12 protein-coding genes are annotated in these 12,551 nt (G+C 62.2%); 10 read left to right on the top strand and 2 right to left on the bottom strand.

Going from position 1 to position 12,551, the window contains the following annotated elements; translation table 11 throughout:
• Positions 1 to 247 precede the first annotated feature (247 nt).
• Positions 248 to 1,507 (top strand): molybdopterin molybdotransferase MoeA, encoded by a 1,260-nt coding sequence (gene moeA, locus IG627_RS02800; RefSeq protein WP_193189683.1) that lies wholly within the window; start codon positions 248 to 250, stop codon positions 1,505 to 1,507.
• 12 nt (positions 1,508 to 1,519) lie between these two features.
• Positions 1,520 to 1,930, top strand: a complete 411-nt coding sequence (locus tag IG627_RS02795) for a VOC family protein (protein WP_193189681.1) — start codon at positions 1,520 to 1,522, stop codon at positions 1,928 to 1,930.
• A 47-nt stretch (positions 1,931 to 1,977) separates the two neighbouring features.
• Here IG627_RS02795 and soxR read toward each other — a convergent pair whose 3' ends face one another.
• Positions 1,978 to 2,451: a redox-sensitive transcriptional activator SoxR gene (gene soxR, locus IG627_RS02790; RefSeq protein WP_193189679.1), complete on the bottom strand. Its 474-nt coding sequence runs from the start codon at positions 2,449 to 2,451 to the stop codon at positions 1,978 to 1,980.
• A 124-nt stretch (positions 2,452 to 2,575) separates the two neighbouring features.
• Between soxR and IG627_RS02785 the strand changes: the two genes are divergently transcribed.
• The 6 genes from IG627_RS02785 to IG627_RS02760 all read left to right on the top strand — a co-directional run bounded on the left by IG627_RS02785 (position 2,576) and on the right by IG627_RS02760 (position 7,000).
• Positions 2,576 to 3,115 (top strand): NADPH-dependent FMN reductase, encoded by a 540-nt coding sequence (locus tag IG627_RS02785; protein ID WP_193189677.1) that lies wholly within the window; start codon positions 2,576 to 2,578, stop codon positions 3,113 to 3,115.
• Positions 3,112 to 4,338: an MFS transporter gene (locus tag IG627_RS02780; protein ID WP_193189675.1), complete on the top strand. Its 1,227-nt coding sequence runs from the start codon at positions 3,112 to 3,114 to the stop codon at positions 4,336 to 4,338. Before IG627_RS02785 ends, IG627_RS02780 begins: the two co-directional genes overlap by 4 nt.
• Before the next feature lie 46 nt (positions 4,339 to 4,384).
• Entirely contained in the window at positions 4,385 to 4,768 is a 384-nt protein-coding gene (locus tag IG627_RS02775; protein ID WP_193189673.1) for a VOC family protein, read from the top strand.
• A gap of 64 nt (positions 4,769 to 4,832) precedes the next feature.
• Entirely contained in the window at positions 4,833 to 5,183 is a 351-nt protein-coding gene (locus IG627_RS02770; protein ID WP_226864631.1) for an antibiotic biosynthesis monooxygenase family protein, read from the top strand.
• A gap of 93 nt (positions 5,184 to 5,276) precedes the next feature.
• Positions 5,277 to 6,242 (top strand): ABC transporter ATP-binding protein, encoded by a 966-nt coding sequence (locus IG627_RS02765; RefSeq protein WP_193189669.1) that lies wholly within the window; start codon positions 5,277 to 5,279, stop codon positions 6,240 to 6,242.
• Positions 6,239 to 7,000: an ABC transporter permease gene (locus IG627_RS02760; RefSeq protein ID WP_193189666.1), complete on the top strand. Its 762-nt coding sequence runs from the start codon at positions 6,239 to 6,241 to the stop codon at positions 6,998 to 7,000. The genes IG627_RS02765 and IG627_RS02760 overlap by 4 nt, the downstream gene beginning before the upstream one ends.
• Before the next feature lie 277 nt (positions 7,001 to 7,277).
• On the opposite strand, the gene IG627_RS02755 is transcribed toward IG627_RS02760, so the two are convergent.
• Positions 7,278 to 7,913 (bottom strand): TetR/AcrR family transcriptional regulator, encoded by a 636-nt coding sequence (locus tag IG627_RS02755; RefSeq protein WP_193189665.1) that lies wholly within the window; start codon positions 7,911 to 7,913, stop codon positions 7,278 to 7,280.
• A 112-nt stretch (positions 7,914 to 8,025) separates the two neighbouring features.
• Here IG627_RS02755 and IG627_RS02750 point away from each other — a divergent pair, with 112 nt between their 5' ends.
• The gene (locus IG627_RS02750) at positions 8,026 to 9,144 is read left to right on the top strand and encodes an efflux RND transporter periplasmic adaptor subunit (RefSeq protein WP_193189663.1); all 1,119 of its coding nucleotides are present in this window, start codon (positions 8,026 to 8,028) and stop codon (positions 9,142 to 9,144) included.
• 184 nt (positions 9,145 to 9,328) lie between these two features.
• Positions 9,329 to 12,496 carry an efflux RND transporter permease subunit gene (locus IG627_RS02745; protein WP_193189661.1) on the top strand — a complete coding sequence of 1,056 codons (3,168 nt, stop codon included), beginning with the start codon at positions 9,329 to 9,331 and terminating at the stop codon, positions 12,494 to 12,496.
• Positions 12,497 to 12,551: the final 55 nt, after the last annotated feature.

Here is a 12,551-nt window from a genome sequence, read left to right as displayed (position 1 = left end):
GGCCGGTATCCAGTTCGGTGGCACCTGGATTCCGGCCTTCGCCGGAATGACGACTGCACCCTGTAGGAACGTGGGGCGGGCGGCCGCCGTTGGCCGCGATCAGATCCTCAGGCCGCCATCATTCGCGGCCACCGGCCGCTCCTACAGCACAGTTCCACAAGTCTGGAGTCCCGAGCCCCGATCAGTATTGCAATTCCCTTCCAGCACGCTAATGTCGACCCATCGCCGACAACAAAGAAAAACCGCCATGACCACCGATAGCTGTCTCCTGCCCGGCCTGATTTCCGTTGAACAGGCCCGCGATCAACTGATGCAAGCCATACCCCCGCTTCGGGAAACGGAAACCCTGCCTCTCGAGCAGGCCTGTGGCCGCGTGCTGTCGGCCCCCGTCAAAGCGCGGCTGGACCTGCCCCCCAGCGACAATTCCGCCATGGATGGCTACGCCCTCTGTGGTGAAAGCGGCGAACCCTACCGGCTGCTGGGCAAAAGCCTGGCGGGGCACCCGTTCAGCGGCAGCCTGAAAGCGGGCGAGTGTGTGCGTATTACCACCGGCGCGGTCCTGCCCGCGGGCGCCGACCGGGTGGTAATGCAGGAGCAGGCGGAGTTGCGGGAAAACACGCTGATCCCGCAGGCCGAGACAAAAGCCGGTGACCATATTCGCCGCTGCGGTGAGGATGTGCGCGCGGGCCAGGTGCTGATCGACAGCGGTCGCGCGCTCAAGGTGCCGGAGATAGCGCTGCTGGCCGCGGCCGGTGTCAGAGAAGTGACGGTGCTGCGCCGGGTGCGCGCCGCCCTGCTGTCCGTCGGCGACGAACTGAGACCGCTGGAAACCCCGCCCTCCGAACTGGGTGATGGCGACATCTACGACAGCAATCGCATTGCCCTGAAAGCCGCACTGGCGCAGCTGGATCTGGAGGTGATCGATCTCGGCTGCCTGCCGGACGAACCGGCGGCGATTCGCGATGCCCTGGTACAGGCGCGGGACAGGGCGGATATTGTCGTCACCAGCGGCGGCGTTTCTGTGGGAGAGGCGGACTTTACCCGACGCGTGCTGGAGGAGTTGGGCCAGCTGGACCTGTGGCGCCTGGCGATCAAACCGGGTAAGCCCTTTGCCTTCGGCCGGTTGCCAAGGGACAAAGGTGAGACACTCTTTTTCGGCCTGCCCGGCAACCCGGTTTCGGCACTGGTTACCCTCTATCAACTGGTACTGCCAGCACTGGAAAAACTGAAGGGCATCGCCGCGGAGAATCGCGGGACATTCTTCCAGGGCCGCGCGCGACTGCTGAACCCGATCCGCAAGGCGCCCGGGCGCACCGATTACCAGCGCGGCTACACCTATCGCGACAGCGATGGCCTGCAGGTCGTAAGAAGTACCGGTATCCAGGGCAGCCATATCCTTTCCGGTTTCGCCGAGGCGAACTGTTTTGTCGTTCTGTCACGGGAGAGCGGCAACTGCGAAACCGGTGACTGGGTTACCATTGAGCCTTTCCAGAAGCCTTTGACCTAGGGCCCTAAAACAATGTTTACAATCAGGCAGATCGACCATATCGTGCTGCGCGTCAAAGCGCTGCAGCCGATGTTGGATTTCTACATGAACATTCTCGGCTGCACCATGGAGCGCGAGCAGAGGGAAATAGGCCTCTACCAGCTGCGCGCCGGCAGCAGCCTGATCGACCTGGTGCCGGTCAACCAGAAGCTGGGCCGGGCCGGCGGCGCCGCACCGGGCAGGGAGGGGCGCAACCTGGATCACCTGTGCCTGCGCATAGAGCCTTTCGAGGCCGAGGAAGTCCTCACCTTCCTGCGCAGCAAGGGCGTGGCGCCGAGCGAAGTGGAATCCCGCTACGGCGCCGAGGGCGAGGGGCCGTCCATCTATATCTCCGATCCGGAAAACAATGTGGTGGAATTGAAGGGCGCCCCCTGGAACCACTGAGATTGGCCCTGTAGGGGCGAAGCTGGTGCTCGCCCTGGGTCAGGCGATCACCGGCCGACATCCAGGTAATGGGGCCCACTGCCCCTCTCCGCCGCCACATCTCCCGGATTGCGCAGCGGGCAGCTTTCCATCGACAGGCAACCGCAGCCAATACAGCCCTCCAGCCGGTCGCGCAGCAGGGTTAGCTGCGCTATGCGCTGATCCAGGTCCTCGCGCCAGCGCGCCGACAGCCGCGCCCAGTCTTTCGCATTGGGTGTGCGCCCGTCCGGCAATGTGTCCAGCGCCGCGCGTATCTCCGCCAGCGGTATACCGGTGCTCTGCGCCACCTTGATAATGCCCACCCGCCGCAATACGTCCCGCGAATAACGCCGCTGGTTGCCGCCGGTACGCCAGCTCTTTATCAGGCCCTTGCTCTCATAGAAGTGCAGCGTGGAAACCGCCAATCCACTGCGCTCCGCCACCTCCCCTACTGACAGCTCCCGACGCGGCCCCGTGTCACCCTTGTTCGCACATTTGCCCATAGCCAACTCCAATCAGTGCCATAGCGACTACTCATAAAAAATATCGCCGGCGACCATTGACCTCAAGTTAAGTTGAGCTTTTACACTGCGCAGCGTTCGATTGCAACCACCGGGAGAGATCACCATGAACAAGGACATTCGCCTGGCCATCATCTACGGCAGCGACCGCGAGGGCCGTTTCTGCGATACCGTCGTCGATTGGCTGGCCGCGCAACTGGAACACAGCGGCCTCACTCAACTGAGCTTTATCGATCCGGTCGACAGGATTACCGATGCCCGCGGTCGCCTGGATGCGGCCGACGCCTTTATTGTCGTCACCCCCGAGTACAACCACGGTTACCCGGCGCCGCTCAAGGCGCTGATCGATTCCGCCAAGGCGGAGTGGCAAGCCAAGCCGGTGGCCTTTGTCAGTTACGGCGGCATTTCCGGCGGCTCCCGCGCGGTGGAGCAACTGCGCCAGGTATTTGCCGAACTGCACTCGGTCACCCTGCGCGACAGCGTCGGCTTTATCAACGCCTGGGAGCAGTTCGACAGTAGCGGCAACCTGCGCGAGCCGTCACGCGCGGAGCGAACCCTGGCACGTATGCTGGCCCACCTGCGCTGGTGGGCGACTGCGCTGCGCGAGGCCCGCGGCAAATCACCCTATAGGGAGATAGCCGCATGAATGCACCGCCCCACATCGCCGCCAGCGGAGCGGCAGTCTCCCCGCTGCGCCGCGCCACATTGCTGTGCCTGGCCGCGCTGACGATCATGTCCGGTGCGACCATGGCGCCGTCGCTGCCGGCACTGCAGAGTCACTTTGCCGGCCATCCGGACAGCGAGCTGCTGAGCCGGTTGGTGCTGACGCTGCCGGCGCTGGCCATCGCCCTCTGCGCCCCCATCGCCGGCGCCATTGCCGATCGTTTCGGCCGCCTGCGCCTGCTGCTGTTTTCCATCTGCCTGTACAGCCTGGCGGGGCTATCCGGGCTTGTGGCCGACAGCCTGGCGGCGATACTGGTCGGCCGCGCCCTCCTGGGTGTAGCGGTGGCGGGCACCATGACATCTGTGACCGCACTGGTCGGGGACTACTTCACCGGCTCCGAGCGGGAAAGCTATATGAGCCAGCAGGGCGCCTTTGTCAGTTTTGGCGGCGTGGTGTTCCTGATCGGCGGCGGCTGGCTGGCGGACCAGCACTGGCGCGCGCCCTTTGCGGTCTACGGCATTGCCCTGCTTGTGCTGCCCGCCGCAATGGCATTTCTCAGCGAAGCGCCACGCAAAAGCGGTTCCGCCACTAGTTCCAGCAGCGCGGACAGTGTGCCCTACCTGCTGCTGGCGGCACTCTTTGTCGCGGCACTGCTCAATAGCGTGGCTTTTTACCTGATTCCGACCCAGCTGCCCTTTTTTCTGCGGGAGATCGGCATTTCATTACCAAGCGACACCGGACTGGCGATCGCCGGTAGCAACCTGGTAGGGGCATTGTCGTCGCTCTACCTCTACCGCCACCTTCGCACACGTTTCAAGTCCCTGGAGATATTCGCTTTTGGCTTCGCCTTTATGGCCGCCGGCCTGCTGTTGATATCCAGAGCGGACTCCTTTACCGCGGTCATGTTCGCGACAGGAATTTACGGAATCGGTATGGGGGCGATGATGCCGCACCTGTTTTCCACCGCCATCCACCTGGCGCCGGAGCGGATGCGCGGACGTATCGCAGGTGGGCTTAGCGCCAGCATTTTCTTCGGCCAGTTCCTATCGCCCCTGCTGAGTCAACCCTGGAGCCAGCATTTCGGCCTGCCCACGGTTTTCCTGCACATGGGCATCCTATTGCTCGCGCTGAGTGCCGCTGCCGCAGTTGGCGCGAAGATAAGGATTCGACTACCGGCCAGCTACGGTCGCATCTATGCAACCTGACAGCAGTATTACCATTATTAACCCAGCAACCAAAGTGAGACACTCCATGAAAATCCAACTCGACCATGCATTTGTACCGTCAAAGAATATTCGGCAGAGCGCAATTCTTTTGGCAAAGGTCCTCGACGTTCCCCACGAGGAGAGCGGCGGCTTCGTGGCAGTTCACATCAATGAAGGGCTGACCCTGGAATTCGTGAAGGCGCGGGAGCCCTTCTCTCCCCTGCATCTCTGTTTCAGGGTGACGCAGGAAGAATTTGACAAGACACTCGCCCGAATCCGGGCAGAGGGGATCAAATACGGCAGCGAGCCCGGACGCCTGGATATGAAGGTCAACACCAGTTACGACGGTAGTATCGTTTACTGGAGCGAGCCGGACGGCCACCAATGGGAGATGCTGACCATCAGCTATGCACGACCGAGCGTTCAATAGAAGCATCAATATCCCCACCATTCGGCGGGGATATGCGGAATCCAATTACCCAACTTCTTCACCAATGGGCACCAAAACAATGGCAATACCGAAGAGTTCGAGAAAGATATTCCGCCTGGACAGTTTCCAGGTACCGCAGGCTGCCCGCGCAGAGTTTCTTGCCAGGGTCCGGCAGACACACGAACTGCTCAGGAGACAATCGGGATTTGTTCAGGACAGGCTGCTGGAGAAACCGGCTACCGAGGGGAAATTCATACTTGTTACAATGGTCGAGTGGCAGAGCCCTGAATCGGTGGCACTGGCGCGCGAGGCCGTTGCAATCATGCACAGGGAAACGGGCTTCAACCCGCAGGTTTTTCTGGCCCGACTCGGCATAGAAGCCGAAATCGGCAACTTTACCGAGATCGAGACCTGACCGGTCGATAGAAACATTTGGAAATGGCATGTCGATCGGCCGCACTATCAAACGACCAGAACGACAGGTGATAATTTTTATTAAGGAGACACAGTGGAACCGATTATTTCCGTCAAGGGGCTCGGTAAAACTTACGCCGGTGGTTTTACCGCCCTGAAAAATGTGGACCTGGAAATCCGGCGCGGCGAGATCTTCGCCCTACTGGGCCCCAACGGCGCCGGCAAGACCACCCTGATCAGCATTGTCTGCGGTATCGTCAATCCCAGCGGCGGCAGTATTCACGCCGCCGGCCACGATATCCTGCGCGATTTCCGCCAGGCCCGCAGCGAAATAGGCCTGGTGCCCCAGGAGCTGGCGACCGACTCCTTCGAGAGTGTCTGGGCCACGGTGAATTTCAGCCGCGGTCTTTTCGGCAAGGCGCCCAACCCCGCCTATATCGAAAAGCTGCTGCGCCAGTTGTCCCTGTGGGAGAAAAAGGACAGCAAGATCATGGCCCTGTCCGGCGGCATGAAGCGCCGGGTCATGATTGCCAAGGCTTTGTCCCACGAGCCCAGCATCCTGTTCCTGGACGAACCCACCGCCGGCGTGGACGTGGAGCTTCGCCAGGATATGTGGGAAATGGTACGCGGCCTGCGCGAGTCCGGGGTGACCATTATCCTCACCACCCACTATATCGAGGAGGCTGAGGAGATGGCCGACCGGGTCGGCGTGATCAACCGCGGCGAACTGGTACTGGTGGAAGACAAGAACACCCTGATGCAGAAAATGGGCGAGAAGGAGCTGAGCCTGCATCTGCCAGAACCATTGCCGGGCGTGCCGGAGACGCTGGCAGACCTGCCACTGACCCTGAGCGACGACGGCAGCCAGCTGGTGTACCGCTTCGATATCAAGAGCAGCGATACCGGCATCGCCGAATTGCTGCGCCGCCTGAACGAGGCCAGCATCGATTTCCGTGACCTGCACACCCGTGAAAGCTCCCTCGAGGAGATTTTCGTCGGCCTGGTAAGGGGTGCACGCAGTGAAAGTGAAGAGCAGTTGACCAAGGAGGCCCAGGAATGAACTGGTACGGAATCCGCGCCATCTACAAGTTTGAAATGGCACGCACCTGGCGCACCCTGATGCAGAGCATCGCCTCACCGGTGCTGTCCACATCTCTCTACTTCATCGTCTTTGGCGCTGCCATCGGCTCACGCATGGGAGACATAGATGGAATCAGCTACGGGGCCTTTATTATTCCCGGCCTGATTATGCTGTCACTGCTCTCCGAGAGCATCTCCAATGCCTCTTTCGGAATCTTCTTTCCGAAGTTTTCCGGCACCATCTACGAGGTACTGTCGGCGCCGGTATCGACCTTCGAGATCGTCGCCGGTTATGTGGGCGCCGCGGCCACCAAGTCGATGGTTCTCGGCTGCCTGATTTTGATTACCGCACGATTCTTCGTCGACTATGAAATAGTGCACCCCTTCTGGATGCTGGCTTTCCTGGTGCTGACGGCGCTCACTTTCAGTATGTTCGGTTTTATCATCGGCGTCTGGGCGGACGACTTCCAGAAGCTGCAGGTGATCCCGCTGATGGTGATCACCCCGCTGACTTTCCTCGGCGGCGCCTTCTATTCCATCGATATGCTGCCGGAACCCTGGCGCACGGTCACGCTGTTCAACCCGGTGGTCTACCTGATCAGCGGCTTCCGCTGGGCCTTTTACGGAGTGGCGGATGTGAATGTGGGTATCAGCCTGGGGATGACGCTGCTGTTCCTGCTGTTGTGTATGACCGGGATCTGGTGGATTTTCCGGACTGGGTATCGGATCAAGACCTGATCACACCGTCGTTCAATGGGAATGACCGTGATGCGCAGGCCCTGATACCGGTGGCTTCTTGCGGGACCTTCTGAGGCATGGATGCCGATGAGAGCCTAGGGCCGGCCCCGCGTGCTTTGGGTCCAGGGATGTATTTAGGGGGGCGCCCAGCCCGTGTCCCGCAAGAAGCCACCGGTAGCAGGGCCGCCCGAAAGCTCGATTAAACCCCAGATTTTTCGGCCAAGATCAATCGCGGCCAACGGCGGGTGGCCGCCCCACCGCTCCTACAAGGTGCGGTTCAGGTACGGTAGGCGCGCAGGAAAAGCTGCACTATCTTATCCACGCGCTCGCGGATTTCGCTCTCGGTGGGCGGCTCGCAGCAGCCGATCAGAACCTGCATATGCCGGCATCCCATCAGCATGCCGAAGAACTGCTCCGCGGCAGCTGCGGGGTCTTCCATCCGCAGCATCTCCAACTCCACAGCCCGGCGCAGCAGCCGCTCCATCTCTCCCAGGGTCCGCCGGGGGCCCGCCTCGAAAAACAACTGCGCCATCTCCGGCTCGCGGCTTGCCACCGCACACAGGACCCGCATCAGGTTGATGGCCTCCACGCCGTCGATCATCGCCAGGAAAGCCACACCAACCCGCTTCAGTACCTCCCCGATGGAATCCCCCGCCTCCAACGCAAAGATCGGCAGCGGCATCTGGTTCTCGCACTTGGCCTCGATCGCCGCGGTAAACAGCGTCTCCTTGTCAGAGAAATGACTGTACACGGTGAGCTTTGACACGCCTGCCTCTGCGGCCACCGCGTCCATGCTGGTGCCGGCAAAGCCCTGGGTCAGGAATAGGCCCTTGGCCGCGTCGAGAATGGCCTGGCGCTTGGCCGGGTCCTTGGGGCGGCCGCGGGATGCGGTCGCTGAAGTCTGCTCAGACATAGGTCTCCAAATACTGGACTCACGAGTTTAATATATTTACTATACTGACCAGTATAGCATTGCCGGCCACGGCCGGCGCCTGTATTCACCCATATAGGGAAGGGACCCGCATATGTACCGATCGCTACTGCTCGCAGCTCTGCCGCTCTGTCTGGCACTGGCCGCCTGCGCACCGGCGGAATCCAGGGACGGAGAGGAGAAGCCGCGCCCGGCTGTCATGGTGCTGCCGAAAATTGCCGGCGCGCAAAAAGACGTCTATCCGGGCGAGATCCATGCCCGCTACGAGCCGGACCTGGCCTTTCGTATCGGCGGCAAGATCAATCGGCGCCTGGTGGATGTCGGCGACCGGGTCAAGCAGGGCCAGTCGCTGGCGGAACTGGATGCCGAAGACCTGCGCCTGCAGCTGGACACCGCGCGCGCGCGACTGACGTCGGCAGAGGCGGATCACCGCCTCGCCGGCAGCGAGCTTGAGCGCTACAGAAAACTGCTGCAGCGCAAGCTGGTCAGCGACTCCCAGTTCGATACGGTCGAGAGCCGCTTCGACGCCAGCGCCGCGCAGCTCAAACAGGCGCGGGCACAACTCGACGTTGCCCGCAACCAGGCCGGCTACGCCGTTCTCAAGGCCCCGCGGGACGGTGTGATTGCCGGGCGCCAGGCCGAGGCGGGCCAGGTGGTGGCGGCGGGCCAGGCAATATTCGCACTGGCTGCGGACGGCGAGCGCGAGGTGCGCATCGACCTGCCGGAACAGGATATAGCCCGTTTCGAAGTGGGCCAGGTGTTGGCGGTGGAACTCTGGTCACAGCCGGGCCAGCCCTTTCCCGCGCATATTCGCGAACTCTCCCCGGCCGCCGACCCGACATCGCGCACCTTCGAGGCGCGGGTCACCTTCGACAATGCCGCCGTAGGTGCAGAGCTCGGCCAGAGCGCGCGGGTATTTGTGGACACCAGCAGCAACGGCAACACCCTGGAAGTACCCATGTCCGCCGTTACCGCCGACGGCGGCCAGCCCTATGTGTGGGTACTGGACCCGCTGGCTCAGACACTGCACAGGACAGAAGTCACCGTCGGCCCCTACGGCCAGGAACAGGTGCCGGTACTGGCGGGCCTGAAACCCGACGACTGGGTAGTGGCCGCCGGCACTCACCTGCTGCAGGAGGGCCAGCGAGTGCGGCCGGTGGACCGCATGAACCGGCCTATTGATCTCGACCGATCCTTTGCACAGCAGCAGTAAAAACTCCTGCTACACCACTGAGCTATCCAGGCCGGATGGGGGATCGCTTTCCGGGACCTTATGAGGCATGGATGCCGATTAGAGCGTACAGGGATGTCTTCACCGCGTGTCCCGGAAAGTGATTCCCCATCCGGCCCCGCGCTGAACTCCGAAAAATCGCGCGATACTGCCAGGAAGAACCACCATGCGTTTTAACCTTTCCGAATGGGCTCTGAAAAACCGCCCGCTGGTGCTCTACGCCATGCTGCTGCTCGGCCTGCTGGGTGCCATCTCCTATACCCAACTGGGGCAGAGCGAGGATCCGCCGTTTACCTTCAAGGTGATGGTGGTCAACACCGTGTGGCCCGGCGCCAGTGCCGAAGAGGTATCGCGGCAGATTACCGAGCGCGTCGAAAAGAAACTGATGGAAACCGGCGACTACCAGCGCATCACCTCCTTCTCCCGCCCCGGCCAGTCCCAGGTACTGTTCGTTGCCCGCGACGATTTGCACTCCGACGAAATCCCCGACCTCTGGTACCAGGTGCGCAAGAAAGTCGGCGATATCCGCCACACCCTGCCACCGGATATCCGCGGCCCCTTCTTCAACGACGAGTTCGGCACCACCTTCGGCAACATCTACGCGCTGACCGGGCCCGGATTCGACTACGCACTGAAAAAGGACTACGCCGAGCGACTGCAGCTGGCGCTGCAGCGGGTAAAGGATGTGGGCAAGGTGGAGTTACTTGGCCTGCAGGACGAAAAAATCTGGGTGGAAATTTCCAACACCAAGCTCGCTTCACTCGGCATTCCGCTGTCCACGGTCCAGGCTGCACTGCAGTCGCAGAACGGTGTGGCCGATGCCGGATTCCTGGACACGGTCAGCGACCGGGTGCGCATTACCGTGAGTGGCCAGTTCCGCTCTGTGGATGAAATCCGCCGCTTCCCGATCACCGCCAACGGGCGCACCCAGAAGCTCGGCGATATCGCGGAAATCAAACGGGGTTTCAGCGATCCGCCGCAACCGCGCATGCGCTATATGGGCGAGGACGCCATTGGCATCGCCGTATCCATGAAGACCGGCGGCGATATTCTCGAACTGGGTCAGAATCTCGACGCCACCTTTGCCGAGCTGCAGCAGGACCTGCCACTGGGACTGGAGCTGCGCAAGGTATCGGACCAACCGGCGGCAGTGGAGCGCGGTGTGGGCGAATTCCTGCAGGTGCTGGCGGAGGCGCTGGCGATAGTACTGCTGGTGAGCTTCTTTTCCCTCGGCGCACGCACCGGCCTGGTGGTGGCTCTGTCGATTCCGCTGGTGCTGGCGATGACCTTCGCGCTGATGCAGTATTTCGATATAGGCCTGCACAAGATTTCCCTCGGAGCCCTGGTGCTGGCACTGGGGCTGATGGTGGACGATGCCATCATCGCGGTGGAGATGATGGCCATCAAAATGGAACAGGGTCTCAGCCGCATCAAGGCCGCCGGCTTCGCCTGGACCAGCACCGCCTTCCCGATGCTGACCGGCACCCTGATCACCGCCGCCGGCTTCCTGCCAATTGCCACGGCCCAGTCTGGCACCGGGGAATACACCCGCTCGATCTTCCAGGTGGTCACCCTGTCACTGCTGGCGTCCTGGGTAGCCGCGGTGGTCTTCGTGCCCTACCTGGGCGACAAACTGCTGCCGAACCTGGCGAAGCGCGACAGCAGCGGCCAGGTACACGACCCCTACGCCAAACCCTTCTACCGCCGTTTCCGCAAGCTGGTTCAGTGGTGCCTGCACCATCGCAAGACGGTAATCGTCTTGACCCTGGCGGTTTTCGTCGGCTCGATCATGTTATTCCGCTTCGTGCCACAGCAGTTCTTCCCCTCCTCCGCGCGCCTGGAACTGATGGTGGACCTGAAACTCGGCGAGGGCGCCTCGCTGAAGGCCACCGAGTACCAGGCGGAGCGGCTGGAAAACCTGCTGGCACAGAATGACATGGTGGAAAACTATGTGGCCTATGTGGGCACCGGCTCACCGCGCTTCTACCTGCCCCTGGACCAGCAGTTGCCGGCGGCCAGCTTCGCCCAGTTTGTGGTGCTGACGCGCAGTGTGGAAGAGCGGGAGACGGTGCGCGGCTGGCTGATCGACACCCTGCGCGAGGAATTCCCCACATTGCGCTCGCGGGTATCAAGGCTGGAGAATGGTCCACCCGTGGGTTACCCGGTGCAATTCCGCGTGTCCGGCGAACATATTCCGCAGGTGCGCGAGTTGGCCCGCGCCGTGGCGGAAAAGGTGCGCAAAAACCCGGCCGTGGCCAATGTGCACCTGGACTGGGAGGAACCGAGCAAGTCGGTACAGCTGAATGTCGACCAGGCCCGCGCGCGCGCCATGGGGGTCGACTCGGCCTCCCTGTCCCGCGCCCTGCAGAGTTCCCTGACCGGTATCCCGGTCAGCCAGTATCGCGAGGACAACGAGCTGATCGACGTGCAGGTGCGCGGCGATGAGCGCGAGCGCCACGCCCTCGGCCAGATAGGTAACCTGGCGGTGCAGACCGACAGCGGCCAGAGGGTGCCGCTGAACCAGATAGCCACACTGGAATACGGTTTCGAGGAGGGCGTTATCTGGCACCGCGACCGGCTGCCGACGGTGACGGTGCGCGCGGACATCTATGGCAAGCAGCTGCCGGCGACGGTGGTCAACCAGGTCTGGCCGCAACTCGATGAGATTCGCACACAATTGCCGCCCGGCTACCTGCTGGAGGTCGGCGGCAGTGTGGAGGAATCCGCCCGCGGCCAGGACTCGGTCAATGCCGGTATGCCGCTGTTTGTACTGGTGGTGTTTTCGCTGCTGATGCTGCAGCTGCGCAGCTTCTCCCTGTCCACCATGGTGTTCCTGACCGCGCCGCTGGGCATTATCGGCGTCACCCTGTTCCTGCTGCTGTTCGGCCAGCCGTTCGGCTTTGTGGCCATGCTGGGCACCATCGCCCTGGCGGGCATGATCATGCGCAATTCGGTCATCCTGGTGGACCAGATACAGCAGGATATAGCCCAGGGGCTGACGCCCTGGGATGCCATTGTCGAATCCACAGTGCGCCGCTTCCGCCCCATCGCCCTGACCGCGCTGACCGCAGTACTGGCGATGATCCCGCTGTCGCGCAGTGACTTTTTCGGCCCCATGGCGGTGGCGATCATGGGTGGACTGATAGTAGCCACCGTGCTGACGCTGCTGTTCCTGCCGTCTCTCTACGCAGCTTGGTACCGGGTGCGCGAGGGGGAAATGGCGCAAGAAAGGCAGCCGGGCAAACTGGCCCGCGCCCTCGCCCAATTGGGCGCGCTGCTGCTCGGCGCCTGGCAGTCACTGGGCCGCAGATTGTCCCGCTCCACAGAGGCCTAGGCCGGGCTGCGAGGTGATGGAAATTGGCGGATAGGGGGAAGTGCGAGCCCGCCCC

The sequence above is a fragment of the Microbulbifer taiwanensis genome (assembly GCF_014904815.1).
GTDB classification, from domain to species: Bacteria; Pseudomonadota; Gammaproteobacteria; order Pseudomonadales; family Cellvibrionaceae; genus Microbulbifer; species Microbulbifer taiwanensis.
Note: the sequence above shows the minus strand (reverse complement) of the source record. Positions and strands in the feature narration are given on the sequence as shown.